Consider the following 23,400-nt stretch of genomic DNA (forward strand, 5'->3'; position numbering starts at 1 on the left):
AATGAAATTTGTTTATTTTCCTTATCGCGGTTTACGCGACTAGCTTTGCCAGTGTAGAATGCACTCGACTATACTAATGGTCAAACAATCTCTCACATTTATTACAATTTGTTTATGGAGACAGTTCCGTGCAAGACTACGTTCTCTGGTATCAAGAGTTAGGTATGCAAGATGTACCTCGAGTGGGTGGCAAAAATGCGTCACTTGGGGAAATGATTTCAAACCTAGCAAACGCTGGTGTACAAGTACCAGGCGGATTCGCTACAACCGCCGAAGCCTTCAATGAATTTTTAGAGCAATCAGGCTTAAACGAAAAAATTCACAAAATCCTAGACACATTAGACGTTGATGACGTTAATACCCTTGCAAAAGTTGGTGCTGACATTCGTCAATGGATCATCGATACACCTTTCCAACCAGAACTAGATAAAGCAATTCGCGACGCATACAACACGCTCCATGGTGATGCTTCTGCAGACGTTTCTTTCGCAGTTCGTTCATCTGCTACTGCAGAAGATATGCCTGACGCATCATTTGCTGGTCAGCAAGAAACTTTCTTAAATGTTCGTGGTATTGACGCTGTAATGGTTGCAATCAAACACGTATTTGCATCGTTATTCAACGACCGTGCAATTTCTTATCGTGTGCACCAAGGTTATGACCACCGCGGCGTTGCGCTTTCGGCTGGTATACAGCGCATGGTTCGTTCAGATAAAGCATCTTCAGGTGTAATGTTCAGTATTGATACTGAATCTGGTTTTGAAGACGTTGTGTTTGTCACGTCAAGTTATGGTCTTGGCGAAATGGTTGTACAGGGCGCTGTTAATCCAGATGAATTTTATGTTCACAAACCAACTTTGGCCAAAGGTAAACCTTCTGTAGTTAGAAGAAACCTTGGTTCTAAAGCAATTCAAATGGTTTACTCAAGTGATGAATCACACGGTAAACAAGTTGAAATTGTAGATATGGAACCTGAACTATCAAATCGTTTTTCAATCACAGATGAAGAAGTACAAGAACTAGCAAAGCAAGCTGTAATTATTGAAAAACATTATGGCCGTCCGATGGATATCGAATGGGCTAAAGATGGTAATGACGGTAAACTTTATATCGTTCAAGCACGTCCAGAAACAGTGCGTTCGAATGAAGACGCAAACGTGATGGAACGCTTCCAACTTAAAGCACAATCTAATGTTATTGCAGAAGGTCGTGCTATCGGTCATAAAATTGGTTCTGGTGTTGTACGAGTACTTAATTCAATCGACGAAATGGATAAAGTACAAGTTGGTGATGTATTAGTTACTGATATGACAGATCCAGATTGGGAACCAATCATGAAACGTGCAGCTGCGATCGTTACAAACCGTGGCGGCCGTACATGTCACGCAGCAATCATTGCTCGTGAACTTGGCATTCCAGCTGTAGTTGGTTGTGGTAACGCAACAGACTTAATCACTAATAACCAAGAAGTAACCGTTTCTTGTGCTGAAGGTGATACAGGCTATATCTACGAAGGCAAGCTTGATTATGAAGTAATTACTTCTGAAATTGACTCTATGCCTGATTTACCAATGAAAATCATGATGAATGTTGGTAATCCAGACCGTGCGTTCGACTTTGCTAAATTACCACATGCTGGTATTGGTCTTGCGCGTTTAGAGTTTATTATCAACCGAATGATTGGCATTCACCCTAAAGCTTTAATCAACTTTGATACTCAACCAGCTGATTTACAAGCTGAAATCAAAGAAATGATTGCAGGTTATGCTTCTCCAGTTGAATTCTATATCGAGAAACTAGTTGAAGGTATTGCTACTTTAGGTTCAGCATTTGCGCCAGAGCGCGTCATTGTTCGTATGTCAGACTTTAAGTCGAATGAATATGCAAACTTAGTTGGCGGTCAGCAATATGAGCCAGAAGAAGAAAACCCAATGATTGGTTTCCGTGGCGCATCTCGTTATATTTCTGAAGATTTTCGTGAATGTTTTGCACTAGAATGTGAAGCAATTAAACGCGTAAGAAATGGCATGGATTTAACTAATGTTGAAATCATGATCCCATTCGTACGTACTTTAGAAGAAGCTGCACAAGTAATTGAATTACTTGAAGAACATGGCTTAAAACGTGGCGAAAATGGCTTAAAAGTAATCATGATGTGTGAATTACCATCAAATGCATTACTTGCAGAAGAGTTCCTAGAATACTTCGACGGTTTCTCTATTGGTTCTAACGATTTAACGCAGTTAACATTAGGTCTTGACCGTGATTCAGGTTTAATCGCACACCTATTCGATGAAAGAAACCCTGCAATTAAGAAGCTTTTATCTATGGCTATTCAAACGGCTAAAGCGAAAGGAAAGTATGTAGGTATCTGTGGTCAAGGTCCTTCAGATCATGAAGATTTTGCTGCTTGGCTTGTTGAACAAGGTATTGATTCTGTATCTTTAAATCCTGATACAGTACTAGAAACTTGGTTGTATTTAGCTGATAAACTTAAAGCTAACTAATTGTAAAGCCGGCATTCGCCGGCTTTTTTCATTTTACTTTGTCTAACCTATAGCAAACGTCTCTAAATATTCGTTGTAATTTCTTTAAATAAACTCTAGCTTTAGGGTAATAAAAAGAAAAACACATTAGTGCAGCCAAACCAAATATGATTGAAGGGCCTGGCACAAAAAAAAGATAATTGCTAATATTACAAATAGACAACCTAAACTCAAAGTAAGAGATTTCTTCATAACAGCCTCCTGTATTAAATAATAACAAGTTAAATATAATTTTCTGTTTCCAACTGTAACAAAGAATATAAAACTCAATTTTCTTAACATTCTACCGTGATACAATAGAGTCATAAGTAATAAGTAAAAACCGTCATGATTGCTCAAATTTCTCAACAAGATAACGCAAATGAATTAATCAATAGCTATATAGATAAGCTTAAAAGTTCAGGCTTTACTGGTGATCTTGATACCAGTTACGCAACACGTATTGTTAATTCAACTGATAACAGTATATATCAAGAAGTCCCTCAAGCTGTCGTTTTTCCTAAATCAAATAAAGATATTCAAATTGCGCTTCAAACAGCCAACCAAGATCCATTTTTGTCTTTAACTTTTGGTCCAAGAGGTGGAGGCACAGGCACTAATGGGCAATCACTTACACCCGGCATCATTCTAGATCTATCACGGCATATGCGTGAAATTATAGAAATAAATGAAGAAGAAAAATGGGTCAAAGTTCAAGCGGGTGTAATTAAAGATCAGTTAAATGATTTTTTAAGACCTTATGGATATTTCTTCGCCCCAGATTTATCAACTAGTAATAGAGCAACAATTGGCGGTATGATAAATACCGATGCTTCTGGACAAGGTTCTTTAGTATATGGAAAAACCAGTGATCATGTTTTAGGGTTAAAATCATATCTTGTTGATGGCACCGAATTAAATACAAGTAAAATTACTAAAGAACAAGCTGAGTTATTAGCAGAGCAGCAAACAACTACATCATCTGTATATAAGCAAGTACTTACTTCATGTGAAAGTAACAGAGAATTAATTCTACAGAAATTCCCGAGACTCAATCGTTTTTTAACTGGTTATGATTTAGAAAATGTTTTTAATGAAGATCTATCTACATTCGATTTATCAAGAGTTATAACTGGTAGTGAGGGCTCACTAGCGATAGTTGCAGAAGCAAAACTTAATATTACACATATTGCACCATTTAAAACTTTAATAAATATAAAATATGATAGTTTTGATTCTGCACTTCGTAATTCTCCATTTTTAGTTGATGCAGAAGCAACGTCCGTAGAAACCGTAGATAGTAAAGTTCTTAATCTAGCAAAAGAAGATATTATCTGGCATTCAGTTTCGGATCTTATTCAAGATGTCCCTGACAAAGAAATGTTGGGTTTAAACATGGTTGAATTCAATGGAGAAACCGAAAATGAAATGGATGACAAAATTAAAAATCTTTGTGACAAACTTGACGCACTTATCGAAAATAAACAAGCGGGTGTTATCGGTTATCAACTAACAAACGATAAATCTGAAATTCTAAAAATTTATGCGATGCGTAAAAAGGCAGTCGGGTTACTTGGAAATACAAAAGGAAAACAAAAACCTCTCGCTTTCGCGGAAGATACGGCTGTTCCTCCTGAAAATTTAGCAGACTTTATTTCGGAATTTAGAACATTGCTTGATAGCCATAATCTACATTATGGTATGTTCGGTCATGTTGATGCAGGTGTATTACATGTTAGACCAGCACTCGATATGTGCGATCCTGAGCAAGAAAAGTTACTTAGAAAAATTTCTGATCAAGTCGTATCACTTACAGCTAAATATAACGGTTTGATGTGGGGTGAGCATGGTAAGGGCTATCGCAGTGAATATGGTCCTGAATTTTTTGGTGAAGAACTTTTTAACGAACTTAGAAAAATAAAAGCAGTGTTCGATAAAAATAATAGACTAAACCCTGGAAAAATTTGTACGCCAATAGAAAGTAAAGACTCACTTGTTTCAGTTGATGGACAAAAAAGAAGTTGGTTTGATCGAAAAATAAATGTAACTGTTAAAGACAGTTTTGAAAATGCGATGAATTGTAATGGTAATGGACTTTGTTTTAATTATGATGATGACACACCAATGTGCCCATCTTATAAAGTTACCAAAGATAGACGTCATTCACCTAAAGGGCGAGCATCATTATTTAGAGAATGGTTAAGACTTCAAGAAGAGGAGGGCGTTAATCTTCTAGAAGTTGAAAAGCAATTAATTAATAAAGAAAGTGATACTACCTGGTGGGAAAGATACCGAAACTCTGGCTCTAATAATTACGACTTTAACCATGAAGTCAAAGAAGCAATGGATGAATGTTTAGCTTGTAAAGCATGTTCATCTGCCTGCCCAATCAAAGTAGATGTTCCTACATTTAGAGCTCGATTTTTAAATTTCTATCACAGTATTTATTTAAGACCAGCTAAAGATTTACTCGTAGGAAGTGTAGAAACAACAGCGCCAATTATGTCTAGATTCCCTAGGTTGAATAATTTTATTGTAAATAGTTTTCCTGGGAAACAGTTCATAAATAATGTAATTGGCTACGTAGATACACCAAACTTGAGTGTACCTTCAATATCTGAACGCATAAAAACAAAAAACAATTTTGATTTCGAAAAAATTAATTTACTTTCTGAATCTGAAAAAAATAATTCAGTTTTAATCGTGCAAGATCCATTTACTAGTTTCTATGAAGCAGAACTAGTTGCAGCAACGATTAAACTTATCGAAGCATTAGGAAAAAACGCTTTTGTTCTGCCATTTGTTCCAAACGGAAAACCTCAACACGTAAAAGGTTTTCTTAAGCAATTTAAAACAACTGCAAAAAACTCAAGTCAGTTTTTGAATCAAGTCGCAGAATTAAACATTCCTATGATTGGTTTAGATGCGTCTTTAGTTATGGTATATAGAGACGAATATAAAACAATTTTAAACTCTGAAGATAGAGGTCGCTTCGAGGTTAAACTTGCACATGAATTGTTTGAATCATTTGATTTTAGCGGGCTAAAAATAAACAGTGAAAATAGCTTTACCTTATTGTCACACTGTACTGAAACAACAGCTATGCCGTCAGCATCAAAAACTTGGAAAAATATTTTTTCTCAGATAGGTTTAGAGTTAAATACTCCTGCAACTGGTTGCTGTGGTATGGCTGGTACATATGGACATGAAAAACAAAATTATGAAAAATCTAAGTTGTTGTATGAATCTTCTTGGAAGAAGAAGATAGAAAGTGAACAAATAGATAATATTTTGTCGACAGGTTTTTCTTGTCGTTCACAAGTTAAACGATTTGAAGGTAAGAAGCCACTTCATCCAATTGAACTTATTGCTTCTAAACTTTAAATATATGAGTAATGTGGTTGAAATAATTCAACCACATTCAATTTAACATAATCAAAACACGCTTTTATAAAGTTCTCTTAGAGCCAGACTTTGCACGATCAGACACATTAGTTTGTATGTAAATCTGGTCTGTCGTCGCAATTTTTGAATGCCCAAGATCTTCGGAAAGGTGTTTCAGTGGTCGATGTTTTGCATCATGCGTTGCACCTGTATGACGAAGCCAATGAGATGTAGCTGCTTTAAGTTGTTCTGATTCGTCGTCGAAACCATCTTTTTCTAATTTTTCGATTGCAAGATCAAAACTTTCTTGAACAATTCTTCTGATCTGTCTGACATTCATACCACCTTGTCCACGTAATTTATGAAGGATAGGGGATGGATCATCTGCGCGAGGTAAAGGTTCAAACCCTCTATGAATACGATACCTCTTCAAATATTCCAAAAATTCTTCGCTTAAAGTAACATCTCTCAATTTGTTACCTTTACCCATAACACGCAAAAACCAGTAATTATCAGCATCTTGCCAAAAATGACTCATAACTGGTGACCACTGTGGTCTATCTGATAATTCAGAAATTCTAAGATATAACCCTTTTAAACAAGCTAAAGTGAATAAATTCCTTTCGAATTTAGGCTGTTTTAAGCATTTATCTTTTGTCACACCGAAGACATATTCCCATTGAAGGTCACTTAGAGTATCCGGCATATTGATTTGAGATTGCACAACTAAATATGGAGAATTTTTTTTAATTACAGGCACATAGTTAAAAGCTGATTTTTCTTCTAATTGTGCAAATTTATAAAATACATTTAGCGCGGTAAACATGGCTGCAAGGGTTTGTTGACTGACACCGTTTTCTTTTTCTATAAAAGGACGCCATTTTTCATTGATGCATTTTATGCCGTCTTTATCTTTAAACCGCCATTGTACAGAATTTGTTGACCAAGCTTTTTCAGGCTTAACCATGAAATCGACATAAGCTTCAATGTCTTCACGCTTTAAATTGAAAACTGATGACTTTGTAAAATACCAAGACCATAGATAGAATCGTTCGATTTCATTTCGAAAACGATTGAATGTTGCCTCAGATTTTCTGCCGTAAACATACAAAAACTTTAATAAAAATTCGTAATCCGAAGTTATAAAGCCATGTTTACAGTTTAGTGTTGTAAGTTGAGACTCTAATTCAGGATATTCGGTTTTAAGGGTAGCATCTTCAACATGGGCAATCATATATCTTAGTTGCTTAACAGTATCAACTAACGGGAAAATCATATAAAGTCCGATATTGGTTAGTATTGGACATAGTTTAGAGATTTAGAAAGGGTATGTAAACTAAAGTTTTTTACCTAGGATAAACTCAATTACGTACAAATCAATCATTTAACATAACGTAAATTATATGAGATTAACTATAGAAGAAAATAATGTTAAAATTTGCCCTCAGTTATTAGTTGGCCTATAAAAAAATGAATGAACAAACCTTTTGGGAAATTTTAGAAAAAGTAAGTCAATCTCCAGAAGATCCAAATGAAACACTTAAATCAATATTAGCTAAATTAACAAGCAATGATATCGAATGTTTTGATACAATTTATACAGAAAAGCTTAAAAATCTTTGGCATTGGGATAACTGGGCGGTTGCATTTATTATATGTGGTTGTAATACAGAGTATGATTTTTTAGATTTTTGTAATTGGTGTTTATTACAAGGAAAAGAGTTTAATATAAAACTAACTAGTAAACCAGACGAGCTGTTCGATTATAATTTTCCAATTAAGGATAGTTTAGCTTACCCTTATATTGACGAACTTGATCTAGTACCAGGTTTATTATTTGAAGAACTAACTGGTGAAGAATTACCTTACCATCAAGTAGTTAACTTTCAACCTAAGGGAAAAAGGTTTAAAAATAAACCTAAGTCCCTTAAAGAAAATTATCCAAACTTATTTAATAAATTTTGGAAAAAGAATTAATCGATAATAATTCTTAACATTCTTCTTAATGGTTCAGCTGCTCCCCAAAGTAGCTGATCCCCCACAGTAAATGCACTAATATACTTCGGACCCATAGTTAGTTTTCTAATACGTCCAACTGGTATATCTAATGTGCCAGTTACTTTAACAGGTGTTAATTCTTCTGCTGTAATATCTCTATCATTTGGAATAACACGAACCCATTCATTATGATTAGCAAGAATGCTTTCGATCTCTTCTACGCTTAAGTCTTCTCTTAATTTAATGGTCATTGCTTGGGAATGACAACGCATTGCGCCAATTCTTACGCATAGTCCATCAATTGGAATTGGTGAACGACTAGAGCCTAAAATTTTGTTTGCTTCTACTTGCGCTTTCCACTCTTCTTTTGACTGGCCAGATTCCATTGGTACATCAATCCAAGGAATTAAACTTCCAGCAAGCGGCACACCGAATTGATCTTTAGGTAACAAATCAGATTTAATTTTCTCTGCGACTAGTTTATCAATTTCGAGTATTGCTGAACTTGGATCATCTAACAGAGACTTAACTTCTGAATTAATTTCACCCATTTGTGTGATCAGCTCTCGCATATTACGCGCGCCAGCACCAGATGCTGCTTGGTAAGTCATTGGAGAAACCCACTCAACTAAATCACGTTCGAATAGGCCACCTAATGCTAATAGCATTAATGATACGGTACAATTTCCGCCTACAAAGGTTTTGACGCCCTGCTCTAACCCTTGCTTAATAACATCGTTATTAACTGGATCTAAAACAATGATGCTGTCGCTTTCCATTCTAAGAGCAGAAGCTGCATCAATCCAATATCCACTCCAGCCTGACTCTCTTAAATGTGGATAGACAGATTTTGTATAATCACCACCTTGGCAAGAAATAATAATGTCCATTTGGGACAAAGCAGTCACGTCATTTGCATCAAGCAACGGTTTTGGCGTGCCAGCAATGTTAGGTCCTAATTGACCAGTTTGAGAAGTTGTAAAAAAATGCGCTTCAATCTTATCAAAATCATTTTCTTGCTGCATACGCTCCATTAAAACGGAGCCAACCATACCACGCCAACCAACGAGTCCTACTTTATTCATAGTCTTTTACCTTGTATCAAATTATTTAGAATCATTGCGTGAGTCTAGACGTCTAAAATTAACAAAAATCAACAAATAGCACTAGCTTTATCTTGTTAAATTTAAAAACTTTCATCTGTTTTACTTTTAATGCAACTAGTAAGATGTGTTCGTGGTGGGTTTAAAAAAAAGCCCACTCACTTTAGTGGGCTTACTGATGCTTTTTAGCTCAGATTAGAATTCCATTGAAACATCTAAGCTGATCTGTTGAGCCATTTCTTTTTCACGGATCACAACGTTATTTTGTTGTACTTCAAAGTTCTGACCTAATAGATTCTTCACTTTAAAAGTAACTGTTGTATTAAAGTTCGGATAATAACTATAAACAAGATCTAATGAGTTTATTGGCTGCTCGTAAGCATCATCAAAATCATTAACGCCTGCCGCTAAAATACGATCACCAAATACATTATAAATTACTGATGCCTGATGATTACCATTATGTGAATCATAGTTAAGCTGGAAGTTAGCTACATACTTAGAATGACCTGTCATTCTTCGTTTGAGGTTTGTCAGATCACCCTTGTCAGCTTCTAATATTTCAACTTCTGAATCACTTAAGGTAACGTTACCTGATGTAAATATAGCGCCACCAAACGCATCAGCAGATAATTCAAGTAGCCATTCTGCTTCAATACCATAAACAAAAGCCGTATCAGCATTGTCAAACTCTAGAGTGAAACGACCATCCGCTTCTGTTAATAAGGCTTCAATTGGTTTATCGATGTCTTTATAGAAGGCGCCGATTGAATAATTGTCGCCATTTTCCATATAAAACTCAGCTCTGAAATCAAAGTTATCTAAATAACTTGACTCAAGTGTTGGATTACCAAGTGTTCGATAATCTGTTAATGGATCTTGGTACTGAACTGGTGTTAATTCACGTAAGTCTGGGCGAACAATTGTTTGGCCATAACCAAATCGCAACTGATAAGACTTTTCGCTATATGTGACAGAGAAAGAACCAAAGTAATCATCTTCCATCACACTCGCTTGTTGAATAGCTTCTTCACTAAGTTTGTCAGCAAGCAATGCTGGATCAAAAATTGAGCGAGAATATGCCAGAGCTACCTGACGGAAATCTTCATAACGAACACCACCAGAAAAGCGCCATTTTTCGCCCATTAGATAATCAAAGCTACCAAAATAAGCATCAATTTTCTGAGCTGCTAGATAATCATCAGCAGCCGGCTCTTGGAAAAGAAGCTCAACATCAGTCATATCAACAGTTGAATCATCTCTGAAGTAAGAGCCTATTCCTAAAGCTTGAGTTGGCGTGTCAGCAAGAGAAAGGCTTTCATTTTGACCAAAGCGATATTTTAAGAAATCTGTACGGTAATCTCGCGTTTTATCGACAAAGAAACCACCACCTTTAAGCTCTAACTCAGATCCATCAAAGTAAAACGCTTTACTTGCATTCCAACCGAAGTTTTCTACTTCATCTTCCATCGCTACATAACGATATAAATAAGGATTACCACCTGAACTACCGGTATAAATCGTTTCTGAGTATTGACCGTTTACATATAAATCACGCACTGAAACTTCTAATTCACTTGGAATATCAGTGGTTGCGGTTGAGTCTGTGTAGTGCCAATCAACACCGACACCATCAAGTAATGACCAAGTTAAATTATGAGTACCTCTAACCTGAAGAATTTCGAGCTCACGTTGTTCAAAAGAAGTCAGGTTTTTACGTGTAACTTGTCCACTTTCTATACTTAATGACTTTGAAGGTTCTTGATACATTGCATATGACGCCTCATTCTCGGTGTCACGAAGCATCATATAACCTGCATTAATATCGTGTCCGTCAAGTTTGTAACCAACATTTAATGAGGCATTTAGTTTGATGTTGTTTTTGGTAGACTGTTTTTCTTCTTTTGCAGAATAACAAGTGAATGTATCTTTACTACACTCTAGTTCCTCAGTGTCTTTTGTTGCCAAAACTGAGTTGAACTCTGTGCTATTAGACCATTCATTATCATAGGCAACAGAAGTTAAGAAACCTAGTTGACCACCAAAACCAAATAAATCATCGAAACGATCACCAAACACAACCTTTGCACCGAATTCAGGGTCAATGCTTTTTTCGACCATACCGAAATCACGAGGTAATGCTTTGATTAAACCCTTATTAAGTGCAATTGCAGCATCTTGGCCTATGTCTGAACCCTGCTTTTTTGATTCAACTTGACGAATATTTCGCACAGATAAATCAGATAAGCCGTTTATATAGGTATTTAATGCCATTTGAATTTCTGCTGGCATTTGGCGTAGACCGTCGTCTTTGCCTAACCAGTCGTCATCACTACCGTTATAAACAAGACCAGTATCATTCGTGTCTTTATAAGCACCACCGACTTCAATTTTGAATACTCTATCTGATGGGATACTTTTAGTACGAATATTTACATCACCACCACCAAATGCGGCTGGCATATCTGGTGAGTAAGCTTTTTGAACTGCAAGCGATTCGATAATACTAGAAGGGAAAATATCGAGTGGAATAACATTTCTGGTTAAATCAGGACTTGGTACGATTGCACCATTTAAGCGAACACTTGAATAACGTTCACCCAAGCCACGTACATAGATAAATTTATCATTTACCAAGCTTAAACCTGTTACACGGCGAAGTGCCGACGCAGCATCACTATCTCCGGTTCTTGAAATCTGCTCAGAACCCATGATATCTGCAACGAACGCTTGATTTTTACGCTCTTCAATAACAGCGCTCGCGCTTCCTTTAAGACGACTACCAACAGCAACAACTTCTTCAATTTCTTGTGCAGTTTCATCTGCAGCTAAAACCTGTGATGCTGGCGCCAATAAAGAAAGTAATGATAAGGTAATTAAATTTGCCTTAAATTGCTTTATTGGTTTCATTTTTAATTCCTCTAAACCAAATTGATTCAACAAGGGCGCAAAAGTGCGCCCTATCAGTTTATTTTGTGGTTTAGATTAGTTTTTACGTGCCATTGACGCTTTTACAAACTCAACCCACTCGTCGCTAGCGCCTTCACCGATTGCACCGATGAATGCAACATCGTCGAAGAATGAGTTGTCAGCATTCAGTTTTGCTGACTCGATAGCAACCGCATTACCATCTTTATCAGTAATTGTGCCTTTAGTCGTAACACCGTCTTCAGCAAGAACATTTGAGAAATCAGCAAAGCCGATTAGCTTATTCATTTCACCAGCTAAGAACCACTGCTCAATATCGAAACCTGCTAGGTCACCAGTAAGTTCAGTGTTAATCTCTTCGAAGTTCAAACCACAAGCGAAGATAGAGTTCGAGAACGAAATATCACCAGCTTTAGCATTTGCGTGTACACCTGCTTCATGTGATTGGTCTTTATCATTGAATAGGTCAAAACAACCTGCACCAGATTGAGTAGAAGAGTTAACAAATAGCATATTAACTAATTTTGCTTTACCCCACTCTTTCATTTCCATACCAGCACCGGTGTTCTTTCGTGCTTCAGCATCAACTTTACCATTTGTAACAACAGTAGCGTTTGCAATAGTAGGGAAAGAAACAGAAGTAACTAATTCAGAATCTGCACTTGGCGCTTTCTTCGCACCATCAGTTTCAAAACCGTGGTTACCATGCTCTTTTGAATGAACTAAAATGAACTGGCCATTACCTTTCCAACCTTCATCCCAGTCAATACCATCATCCACTGATTCTGTGATAACAATGTGCTTGATATCTACAGAGCCACCGAATAATTCGATACCATCATCAGCACCATTATGAACATGGATGTATTCAATCTCAGTACCTGAACCAACTGCGTTAAGTGTAAGACCATTTAATTCATTATCTGGTGTTACTTCGTAACCAGCGTATTTGATAACAACATGTTTCAATGTACCACTGTCGTCAGCTGCATCATTACCACCGTAGTAAGAAACGATACCTTCTGCTTTGTGGTTACATTGACCAGCTTCAGCATCAGCTTTTGCACAACGAATTGATTGACCCATACCGTTGATTTGGATACCGCCCCAGTCACCAATTTGCGCAGTTGTTGAATCATCACCATCAATGTCGCTGATACTTGTAAATACGATTGGCTTATCAATTTCACCGATTGCTTCGATGTTTGCACCACGTGCAATACGGATAAAGCTTTCTGGCTTAGTGAAGGCAATGTTTACACCCGCTTCGATTGTTAAAGTAGGACCGTTGACATCAATAACGCCGCCTTTAGATGTATCTACATCAGCACCGATGAATAGTTCACCTTCAAAAATGTGTGCACCGCCATCCGGTAATGCAGGGATTAAGAAAGAAGCAGTAATATCTTTTGCGTTACTTGCAAATGCTTGGCTGTACACACAGTTTTTATTTGCGTCATCAGGTTTACCCTTGAACTCAACACCATCCATTGTGTAAGAAGCACATTCAATTGCAGTCGTTGGAGGTGTTGTAGTACCGCCACCGTTATTTCCTGAGTTATCACTTCCAGTATTATTTGTTACATTGCTAGTAGAGTTGTCTACACGGTTATCATTTGTTGTTGGTGTTACGTTGATATCACCACCACCACAACCAGCAAGTACAAGAGCAGAAGTAATTAGGCTAGCTTTAAAAAACCCAGAAAGTTTCATTTTAATCTCCAAAAATATAATAAGTCGTTATAAGCGCAAAAAGCTTGATGCATAAAGTAATGGAGATTTGTTACTGTTGGGTTACATAAAATATAAAGTTAAATGACAGTATTAATACAGTTTGATTAAGAACAATAAATATTATGTTGCATTATAAAATAGAAAAGCCGCTCCAGCTATACTGAACGCGGCTTTGGTGTTGCGATTTTTTATATTATAAAAGTGCTTTTTTTAAACTTTCTAAATGTAGTTTTTCTTTCTCAACAAACTTAATCCATTGTTTGGCTAATCTAGCTGATTTTTTGTGTTTTTCAGCCTGCTCAAAAGCAATAATGGAAGCATCAAAATTCTCTAAGTTATATTGTGCCATACCAAGTGCAACATATGCGTTGGCTTCAAAATTTAAATCACCTTTATCAAGGGCTTCTCTGGCGTAATCAGCTGCGTCCTCAAATCTTTCTAGATTTAAATACACCTCAGCTAACCTTTGAGCATAGTTACCATGCTTCACTTTGCTTGTTGCCTTTTTAAAATGAGGAATAGACTTTTCATCTTCCTTTGCTTGCACAAAAGCTTCAGCTATGAAAGCCTGGTTCTTTGCGGAGTCTTCAATCTTCCCGTTTGCAATTCCTTGCTTCAAAGCCTCAGCGGCTTTAAAATTCAAACCGTTATACATATAGACTTGAGCCAACTGCATTATTTCGTTTTTAGATTGAATAAAGCCTTGCTGCTTGGCAGCCTCAAGTATTGCGAGTTGCTTTTTACTTTCTCCCACTTCCCCGTACATACCACCAAGTTGCACCCAATACTCAGGTTTGTTAAAAAGCTTAACCATTTTTTCTAGTACAACGACAACTTGCTCAGGTTTGTTTAGTGAATAGTAAAGCGCACGTTGTAAAACTAGCCAGTTCTCCTTTGGCAGCTCATTTTTACTTTCAGATAAACGAATCGCTACGTTTATGCTCTCTAAAGCTTTGTCATACTGTTTTTGTAAGTAATGCGCGTTGGCTCGTAAGACATAATAGCTATTTGCAATCGGCTTAGTATTACCACTTTTCCACTTATCAAGATAAGTGATTACTTTCGTATAATCATTGTTAGCCATAGCAAGCTGGGCCAAACTAAAAGTAGTAGATTGCCTCAAAGATTCAGGAATTTGTTCTTCAGAGATCACTTGCTCAAAAGACTCAATGGCCTTGTCTAACTGATTTTCGTTATAGTAAATAAAACCATAGAAGTTATACATCATCGCCACTTCGTAAGCATTCATGCTGCTTGCTCTTGCTTTGATGTTGTCTAACGCTTCTAGGCCTTCTTGTACCTTACCTTCATCAGCCAATTTTTGAGCTCTTGCCAATTGGCTATACACTTTGTTTCTAAGTGCCGGCACACGCTTTGTTTTAGTCTCAGCATAAACTGTATTGATGTCAGTTAAAGGCGTAACCGATAATAAACTTGGTAAAACAGACGCTGATAAAACAATACTAACGGTTAAAGTTAACTTTCTAATATTCATTTATATTTCCTCGCAACACACACAAAACTTATCCATTGATCTGGAATGAAATTTTGTTTTGAACACCGGCCACTTCAACCGCTTCGCCGTTAACAACACGGGGTTTATACTTAAATTTCAAGGCTGCATCTAGGGCTGCTCTGTCGAAAATGCTTTGCGGCTCAGCGGTAATTACTTTTGGATCGCGAACAGTGCCTTGTTTAGTTACTATGAACTCAACAATCACGTATCCTTCAATACCTCTTGAAAGAGCACGTCTTGGATAGACTGGTGCTACTTTAACGATAGGAAGATACTCACCATCACTTGATTCCAAAGCTAAACCACCACCCAAATCAACATCTGCTTGTACATCAGCACTAAAATCAAAATCTGTGCCAGCTGCATCAAGATTATTAGCTTGCATTTGAGGCGCCTCCATGGGTGGTGGTGGCTCCTTAGGAGTTGGTGGCTTTTGTGGTTTACGCTCTTTCTTTTGAACCGTTTCTTCTTTCTTTAACCTCACAAAGTCAAGTACTTGACCTTTTGCAGGCTCAGTCATTGCACCTTCGCCACTCTGGATCAAAGCCTGCATTCCCAAAAATAGGAAGAAGGTGATTGTGGCAGCAATTAATAAAGCGGTTAAGTAACGCATTTTTGCTCCTATGATTCCTGCGCAGCAATTGATACATCAAACGCACCTGCAGCCCTTGAAGCATCCATTACTTTGATAAGTAGCTCAGTTGTGGCCTTCTTATCAGCTTGGATAACTACACTGCCTTGTGGGTTTTCAGCTTTTAAGCGTTCGATATTTGCTTGGACAGCACGAATATCAATCTGACGTTTGTTTATCCAAATCTCACCTTTGTCAGAAATCGCCACTAAAATATTTGCACGCTGCTTTTTAACAGCTGTGGCTGCTTCTGGACGATTTACATCAATACCTGCTTCTTTCACGAAAGAAGCGGTCACTATGAAGAAAATAAGCATGATGAATACAACATCTAGCATAGGTGTCATATTAATTTCTTCTGCTTCTTCTTCTTGAAAAACTTTTGCTAATGGCGCTCTCATAATTCTTTACCTCGTGTTGCTTAGTGATCTAGCAACAATTTATCTTCTAATAACTCAACTTCACGTTTTGCTTTACGCTGTAGAAATGTCACAGCAAATACACCAGAAAGTGCACCGACCATACCGGCCATAGTTGGAATAGTTGCTTTAGATACACCCGCAGCCATTGAACGTGCACTGCCTGTACCGGTGATTGCCATTACATTGAATACTTCAATCATGCCTGTAACTGTGCCTAATAGACCCAATAAAGGACATAAGGCAACCATGACACCAATGTATGGCAGGTTTGTATTTAACTTAATCCCAATACGTGAAATCTGAGCTTGTTTAATTTGTTCCGCATTCCAGCTATTACGCTCTGAACGTGCTTTCCAGCTAGCAATTACCTCTTTGCGCTGTTGACGGTATAAACCGAATAGATAAATAAAGCGCTCTAAAATAAGTAACCACATTGCGAAGATAAGGACACCGATGACCAGGAGTACCTGGCCACCTGTATCTAGAAAGCTGCGTAGTGCGTTAATTGCATCTAGCAATAAAACCACGTTTACGCTCCTTTCTCGCTACGCTCTGCAATAATGCCAGCGCTTTGTTCTTGCAAAATAAGTAACAGGTTACGAGAACGTGTATTTAACAGCGTGTATAAGAATACGGTTGGGATAGCAACTACTAAACCCAGTACAGTTGTAACAAGTGCCTGAGAAATACCACCAGCCATCAGCTTAGGATCACCGGTACCGAATAAAGTGATTGCCTGGAAAGTATTAATCATACCCGTTACTGTACCTAGTAGACCTAGTAGTGGTGCTACAACAGAAATAATCTTAATCAGGGTTAGATTACGAGTGATCTTAGGCATTTCTCGTAGTATTGCTTCACTTAACTTTAGTTCTAACGTGTCATAAGCAACATCTGGATACTGCTCTTTAACTTTCATCACACGGCCAAGTGGGTTATCTTCACGTGGCGTTGTGTCTTTAAGTTGACGACGAATTTTTGCACTCATCAGCATTAAACTAATGAAGCGTTCAAGTGCGATAAGTAAGGCAATAACACCGGTTGCTAAAATCACATAACCAACAGAGCCACCTTGGTGAACTTGTTCTTCTGTATTTGGTGCTTGAACTAGAAGGCCTAAAATAGAACCGCCTGTTGGGTCTAGTGCAAAATCGACGACTCCGCTATTTGCCGCTTGTAAATCTGCCGCTGAAGTCTGATAACGTGCAACTGGTTGTCTTGTTAGTTCAGAAATTGTGTTAGTAACCGGGTTGAAAGTTAAGTATTTACCATCGGCAATTAAGTTAAACGCACCAACACGTAAAACTTCTTTATTAACTTTCTCACCACCAGCAACAATAACTTCTGCGTTATAACGAGAAACCTTACCTTGCTCTGTCATTTCACGTTGTAGTTCAAACCACACTTTTTCGATGTCTTCAATTGATGCGAGTTTTGAGCTTGAGCCCATCTTTGCAGCCATTTCATCCATAAAAGCGCTACGACCAGTAATTTCAGCAGAAACAACTGATGTTTGGAATTTATTGCTAGCATCGCCTGATACTTGCTGAAGCACACCAAATAGCTCTTTTAATGTACCCATACGTTTACTTAACGTATCAGAAAGGTTTTGAAGCTTGATTTCATTTTCTTCAAATGACGTTTCTAAACGTTCTGAGCGCGATAATTGCGCATTTCTGTCGGAAGTAAGCTTGCGAAGTGCCGCATCTTGCTCATTGCGTTTTGCAACAAACTCAGCTTCTCTGGCTTTATTTTCTGCAGTTTGTGCTACCTGACCTTGCTCCAGCGTTTTAAGTAACGCATCTAACTTAAGTTCGTCGGCCATTGCTGCGCCTGATAAACCGAATGTCGTCGCTAAGATCGCAGCTTGACTAAATTTCTTTAACAGTTTCATTTTAAGACCTCTTATTTCGCAGCGTTGATTGGTAGCGTTAACATATCTGGGGCTAGCTGTTTACGTGCTATGCGTAGCGCTTTATTGATTTGGCTAATGTTTGTGTCTGGTAATTCTTTGAATTGTTTTGATTCTTTTTCCCAAATACCAGCCATTTTTCTATCTTTAGTGACATACATCAGTTCGAGACGACCGATACGTAAGAAGTCAACTTCACGCTCTTGACCAGCAACGTTAATAAGCGCTGGGTAAGCTTCAATTGTGCGACCGTATTCAACTTCAACTTGGTAAGCTTCAAGTACACGACGGAATTTTTCACTTGATGTCACATCAGCACGTTCCATCATTTCACGAAGCTTTGAAACACGCTGCTTACGCTCTTCTAATAGGAAAGGCACATCTAAAGCAACGAATTGCTCAAGACCTGTGATCATGTTAAGCATTAACGGGGTGATTTGGCGCTCAATAACTGACACTTGGTCCATTGATGCATTGATGTCAGCCATCTCTGCTAATTGGTTTTGAATTTGTTTATCTAATTGACTGTTGTAAACCATCAAACCATCAATTTCTTTATTTAATGTTTTGAATTGTTGTAATTTCGACTGCATAGAGTCAGAAATAGAGTCAATTTTTCCCTGAGTTTTTAAAGCAGAGTCATTAATCGCTGCACTTTTTTCAACAACAGGATTTAAAGAATTGGCGTGAACACCAGTTGCTGTTGCTAAAACACCTGCAAGAAGCAGAGGGTTAATGCACTTCATCGCATACACCTTAGATTGATTGTTATGAAATTGCGTGCAGTTTAAAGCGGTAAAATGACAGTGGTGTTGCGCAAAAAATACAATTTTATTACAGGTGTAATAATTGATATAAATACACCTGAGGGATCAAGATATAATTAATTACGGCTTATATCTCCTTTTAATCCATATTTATATCTATCAGTGCCAAAAATATAAAAAGCTCCAAAAGGAGCTTTTTATATTAGAGCTTATGTGTAATTAAACTTTAAACTTTAATAACATTTCTTCTAAGTTTCTAAATTGAGCTTGAAGTGTTCTACATTCTTCTAAAGTCTGATGAAGGTTATCGACACCTTGTTTGCTAATATCGCTGATGTGATGAATATCAGAATCTAAATTATGTATAACATCGTTTTGCTGTTGTGTTGCACTAGCCACAGCGTGATTTACGCCATCAATTGAATCAATGGCAGATGTAACAGATTGCATTTTATCACCTGCCGCAGCAGCTTTATCTGCACTTTCTGAAGAATCTTTCAACGCTTCGACCATAACTGCAACAGCTGTACTAGAGCCAAGTTGAAGGTCTGAAATGGTATTTTCGATTTCTTGAGTTGACTCTTGTGTGCGTTGTGCAAGCTGTCTCACTTCATCAGCAACGACAGCGAAACCTCTACCTGCTTCACCCGCTCTTGCAGCTTCTATTGCAGCATTAAGCGCTAAAAGGTTTGTTTGTTCACTGACACCTTTTATTACTTCAAGTACTTGTCCAATACTCGCTGAATGTTGATCAAGACTGGTTACTGTGTCTTGTGCTTGAGCCATCTTGTCACTCAAAGAAGAAATTCCGGCAATATTTGAATTAAGTACATCTTGGCTATCTGCACTAAGTTTGTTCGCTTCAGACGCAAGCTCAGATGCATTATGTGCATTACTACTTATTTCTTGTGCACTAGAAGACAATTCATTGATGGCAGTTGCAACACTATCAGTACGTTTCGTTTGATCGTTATACAAAGAAAGCGCATCATTCGCTTGCTCATTCATACTGGTGATAGATTGTTGTAGGGTTAAGGTAGATTCTCGCACTTGCTTAATTGAGTCATGAATTTTGTCGACAAAGATATTAAATTGCGTCGACAATTCACCGAATTCATCTTCGCTAGAGCAGCTTAAACGTTGAGTTAAATCGCCTTCACCTTGAGCAATGTCTTTAATGGCATCATTTAGTTCTTTAACTGGCCTCATCAAGTATTTAAGCAATAATTGAAGCATCACAACAATTGCCACAACCCCGATTATAAGATAAATCAAAGCCATGTTTCTAAATGAAGATACCGATGAGTAGGCAATCTCTTTATTAATTACGACACCTAGATACCAATTAACGTTATTGATGCCTTTCATAGGTACGAAAGAGACTATTTTTTCTACCCCCTCTAACTGCATTTCAACGAACTCACTTTGCAGAGAAAGACGCTTTCCAAACAACTCTGTCATTGGTTTGTCATTTAATCTCGTATTTGGATGAGAAAGAATTCTACCTTCACTATCCAGTAAAAAGCCGTAACCAAAACCTAAAAAGTCAATTTCGTTTATGATGTCTGTGATAGTGGCCATATCAATATCACCACCAGCAACAGCACTTAGTCGACCACTTTCAAATAAAGGTACGACTGCAGAGATAGTTAACTCATTTGTCGTGACATCTATATATGGCGTAGTAAATGCTGTTGAGCGCTTTTGTTCTGCAAGTTTATACCAGGGCCTTGTTGTCGCATCATAATCTGAAGGTAACTGAATTGATGGGTCATCTAAAACGAATGTACCATCTGGCATACCGATGTAAGTATTTTTAAATTCACCTGCGATATCAGCCGTTTTTAGACGCCGTAAGATATCTGATTCAGTGTCTGACTGTTTATGACCTTTTGCAACTGACTCTACAATTTTGAGTCTATCATTCAACCAGTTGGCGATATTTTGAGAAACTGAATTTGATATTTCGTGCAAAACAGCGGTAAGTTGTTCTTGAGTTTGGGCTCTCATAACAATGAAGTTATTGATTGTGAACAGCCCTAAGATGATCACTAAAACCAAAGATGCCGCGGCAGTTACTTTGGTAGAAAAACGTAATGATTGGAGCATGGGGATCCTACTTATTTTTATATGAACGCAACCTTTGCAACTCTTTTTTAACAAATTTTTTAGTGTTACGCTCTATATAATCGACAGAATTTCATAAATCTTAAGCTCATTTAGTATAGAACATGTAATTTTTGCGATTGCAGCTTAAATACAATTAAGTAAAATACGCAATCTTTTGCAAGGAGCGAACTAGAGTGTCTATGCTCTCAAGGCTTTGGTTGTTTTGTTTCCTAACTTTATTAACTTCACAATCAAACGCCACAAATATTACTGAACTCAAAGCAATTCAAAAGCTACCAAATAATGAGCTCAAACTAAGAGCTTTCGAGCAAATTGATCCTGCGAGCCTGACAGATCAAGTTGCGGCAAGTGAATACTATGTTTCTTATAGTAAAGCGCTCAGTAATGCAGGTCGTAGTGAAGAAGCCAAACAACGCTTGTTAAATGAAATTAATAAACCGAGCTTTGGTTACAATCACAGGTGGACAGCAAGACTCTACAAAGATTTATCAGACATTCAGTACCATAACTATGACTATGAAGACGCACGGGAAACAATTAAAAAAGCGATATACCATTATAAAAAATCTGGCAATATTGAGTTTTTAACACATGGTATTGTAAGACAAGCTTCAATTGAACTTAGAACAAGTCACTATCTCAAAGGTATCAACATTGTAAAAACTTACCAAAAAGAATACCAAAGTTCGCTCACAGAGAATGACCTTTCTACCCTATTTTACTTTTATGGACGTGCCTATGACCATCTAGGTGAGTTTCAAACTGCCTTAGAGTTTAAGATAAAAAGTTTTGAGATAGATAAGAAACTAAATGCTGATGATAAAAGAATGGCAAGTAATTTATTTGGGATAGCAGACTCATACAATAAAATTGGCGAGCATCGTTTATCTTACAATAAATTTCTTGAAGCATTAGCGTTAGACAGAAAATCAGATAACAAACAAGACATTGGCCATAGCCTTGCCAAACTATCCTACCAGGCTTATAAACTGGAACTCTATGACCTTGGTATTGAGCACGCTGAAGAGGCAATCTCTGTGTTCCAATATATAAAGCATAAACGAAATACAGCATGGTCAAAGCATAACCTAGCTTTAAACTATGCAGGTAAAGGTGAACTTCAAAAGGCGATTGTACTTGAGGAAGATAATTATTCCTTACTAAACAAAACGAAGAAAGACTACCAGTTAAAAACCTCTGTTTGGAATCATCTGGCCGAATTAAGCCTCGTAATTGACAACCCAAAAAAAGCGCTTAACTATGCTAAACAAGCGTTCGAATTTGGTGATGTCGAAACATTGAAAGACAGAAGACAAGCAAGCCTTAGTATCATGCATCGTGCTTATTCAATAATGAAAGACTTTGAAAACGCTTATTTGGTACAAAATAAATTACTTGAATTACAGTCTATTGCGCATAAAGAAAACTATGCAAATAGATTAGCATTTTTGCAAAATACAATTGAAGCTAAAGAAAAAGAGCAAAAACTTGCAGAGAAAGAACAAGAAAACCTATTAATCAGTAACGCGTTAGCGCAGCAACAAAATCAACAAATGGTATTTATCATTTTATTTATTGTATTCATCTCTTTTACGATGATTATTTACATTAAAATAAGACAAAATCGTGTTTTAGAACAACAACAAAGACTACATCTCAATAAACTACTTGAACAAAGAAACCAATTATTCTCGCAAATAGCACACGACCTCAGTAACCCAGTTACCATCGCAAGCTTGCATATTGAAGCGATGCAACATCAAATCATCGAGTGTAAACCTGAAAACCTTTCTAAAATTAGTGAAAAGCTTACAGATCTAAACCACTTAGTTAAGGACTTAGCAGGTCTTGCTAAACTTGAAACTGCAAATTTCACATTAAGTACTCAAGAAACAGATTTAAACAAATTTGTTAGTGATATTCATGATGAATTGGCGACTCAAACTACAGAACAAAAACTGACAGTTGGGACTAATAAATTTAACGAAACTTTCGCACACATAGACCCATTTCGGGTTAAACAATTAATTGCTAATTTATATAGCAATGCAAAGAAGTACACACATAAAGATGGTGAGATTGACGTGCATTTTGCGGCTTGTGAGCGTTATTTTAAAATAATCGTACAAGATAGCGCGCCATCGGTGCCAAAAGAGCATTTAGGGCAAATTTTTGACCATCTGTTTCGTGTTCCAAATATGTCGAACACAGAAACACCAGGCCATGGCATAGGGTTATCGATTGTTAAGCAAATTGTTGACTTACACAAGGGTGAGATTAACGCTTCAGAGAGCGAGTTAGGTGGATTGAAAATTGAGGTTGATTTACCGCTAAAATAAATTATGAAAAG

General features: G+C 37.2%; 15 protein-coding genes. 4 read left to right on the forward strand and 11 right to left on the reverse strand.

The window, feature by feature from the left end; translation table 11 throughout:
- The first annotated feature begins 128 nt into the window (after window positions 1-128).
- Together ppsA and ydiJ are read left to right on the forward strand one after the other, a co-directional pair.
- Window positions 129-2,507 (forward strand): phosphoenolpyruvate synthase, encoded by a 2,379-nt coding sequence (gene ppsA, locus AAEU28_RS10185; RefSeq protein ID WP_421964014.1) that lies wholly within the window; start codon window positions 129-131, stop codon window positions 2,505-2,507.
- Window positions 2,508-2,873: 366 nt separating this feature from the next.
- Window positions 2,874-5,909 carry a D-2-hydroxyglutarate dehydrogenase YdiJ gene (gene ydiJ / locus AAEU28_RS10190; protein WP_421964015.1) on the forward strand — a complete coding sequence of 1,012 codons (3,036 nt, stop codon included), beginning with the start codon at window positions 2,874-2,876 and terminating at the stop codon, window positions 5,907-5,909.
- A 64-nt stretch (window positions 5,910-5,973) separates the two neighbouring features.
- Here the strand turns inward: ydiJ and AAEU28_RS10195 are convergent, their stop codons facing one another.
- A complete protein-coding gene (locus tag AAEU28_RS10195; protein ID WP_421964016.1) occupies window positions 5,974-7,185 on the reverse strand; it encodes a tyrosine-type recombinase/integrase in 1,212 nt (403 codons plus the stop codon).
- A 194-nt stretch (window positions 7,186-7,379) separates the two neighbouring features.
- Between AAEU28_RS10195 and AAEU28_RS10200 the strand changes: the two genes are divergently transcribed.
- Window positions 7,380-7,886 (forward strand): DUF4240 domain-containing protein, encoded by a 507-nt coding sequence (locus tag AAEU28_RS10200; protein ID WP_421964017.1) that lies wholly within the window; start codon window positions 7,380-7,382, stop codon window positions 7,884-7,886.
- Here AAEU28_RS10200 and asd read toward each other — a convergent pair.
- The 10 genes from asd to AAEU28_RS10250 all read right to left on the reverse strand — a co-directional run bounded on the left by asd (window position 7,883) and on the right by AAEU28_RS10250 (window position 21,029).
- A complete protein-coding gene (gene asd, locus AAEU28_RS10205) occupies window positions 7,883-8,992 on the reverse strand; it encodes an aspartate-semialdehyde dehydrogenase (protein WP_421964018.1) in 1,110 nt (369 codons plus the stop codon). The genes AAEU28_RS10200 and asd overlap by 4 nt on opposite strands.
- A gap of 213 nt (window positions 8,993-9,205) precedes the next feature.
- A complete protein-coding gene (locus AAEU28_RS10210) occupies window positions 9,206-11,920 on the reverse strand; it encodes a TonB-dependent receptor plug domain-containing protein (protein WP_421964019.1) in 2,715 nt (904 codons plus the stop codon).
- A gap of 75 nt (window positions 11,921-11,995) precedes the next feature.
- Window positions 11,996-13,651: a hypothetical protein gene (locus AAEU28_RS10215; protein ID WP_421964020.1), complete on the reverse strand. Its 1,656-nt coding sequence runs from the start codon at window positions 13,649-13,651 to the stop codon at window positions 11,996-11,998.
- Between the two features lie 214 nt (window positions 13,652-13,865).
- Window positions 13,866-15,167 carry a tetratricopeptide repeat protein gene (locus tag AAEU28_RS10220; RefSeq protein ID WP_421964021.1) on the reverse strand — a complete coding sequence of 434 codons (1,302 nt, stop codon included), beginning with the start codon at window positions 15,165-15,167 and terminating at the stop codon, window positions 13,866-13,868.
- Between the two features lie 28 nt (window positions 15,168-15,195).
- Window positions 15,196-15,801 (reverse strand): energy transducer TonB, encoded by a 606-nt coding sequence (locus tag AAEU28_RS10225; protein ID WP_058032526.1) that lies wholly within the window; start codon window positions 15,799-15,801, stop codon window positions 15,196-15,198.
- 8 nt (window positions 15,802-15,809) lie between these two features.
- The gene (locus AAEU28_RS10230) at window positions 15,810-16,220 is read right to left on the reverse strand and encodes an ExbD/TolR family protein (protein WP_058032525.1); all 411 of its coding nucleotides are present in this window, start codon (window positions 16,218-16,220) and stop codon (window positions 15,810-15,812) included.
- Window positions 16,221-16,240: 20 nt separating this feature from the next.
- Window positions 16,241-16,768 (reverse strand): MotA/TolQ/ExbB proton channel family protein, encoded by a 528-nt coding sequence (locus tag AAEU28_RS10235; RefSeq protein ID WP_058032524.1) that lies wholly within the window; start codon window positions 16,766-16,768, stop codon window positions 16,241-16,243.
- 2 nt (window positions 16,769-16,770) lie between these two features.
- Window positions 16,771-18,135, reverse strand: a complete 1,365-nt coding sequence (locus AAEU28_RS10240) for a MotA/TolQ/ExbB proton channel family protein (protein WP_421964022.1) — start codon at window positions 18,133-18,135, stop codon at window positions 16,771-16,773.
- An 11-nt stretch (window positions 18,136-18,146) separates the two neighbouring features.
- Window positions 18,147-18,899 carry a DUF3450 domain-containing protein gene (locus AAEU28_RS10245; RefSeq protein WP_421964023.1) on the reverse strand — a complete coding sequence of 251 codons (753 nt, stop codon included), beginning with the start codon at window positions 18,897-18,899 and terminating at the stop codon, window positions 18,147-18,149.
- A gap of 240 nt (window positions 18,900-19,139) precedes the next feature.
- A complete protein-coding gene (locus AAEU28_RS10250) occupies window positions 19,140-21,029 on the reverse strand; it encodes a methyl-accepting chemotaxis protein (protein ID WP_421964024.1) in 1,890 nt (629 codons plus the stop codon).
- Between the two features lie 200 nt (window positions 21,030-21,229).
- Here AAEU28_RS10250 and AAEU28_RS10255 point away from each other — a divergent pair, with 200 nt between their 5' ends.
- Window positions 21,230-23,389, forward strand: coding sequence for an ATP-binding protein (locus AAEU28_RS10255; RefSeq protein WP_421964195.1), 2,160 nt, complete (start codon window positions 21,230-21,232; stop codon window positions 23,387-23,389).
- Window positions 23,390-23,400 lie beyond the last annotated feature (11 nt).

Origin of the sequence: Pseudoalteromonas sp. SS15, assembly GCF_049257195.1 — a bacterium.
Taxonomy (GTDB): Bacteria; Pseudomonadota; Gammaproteobacteria; order Enterobacterales; family Alteromonadaceae; genus Pseudoalteromonas.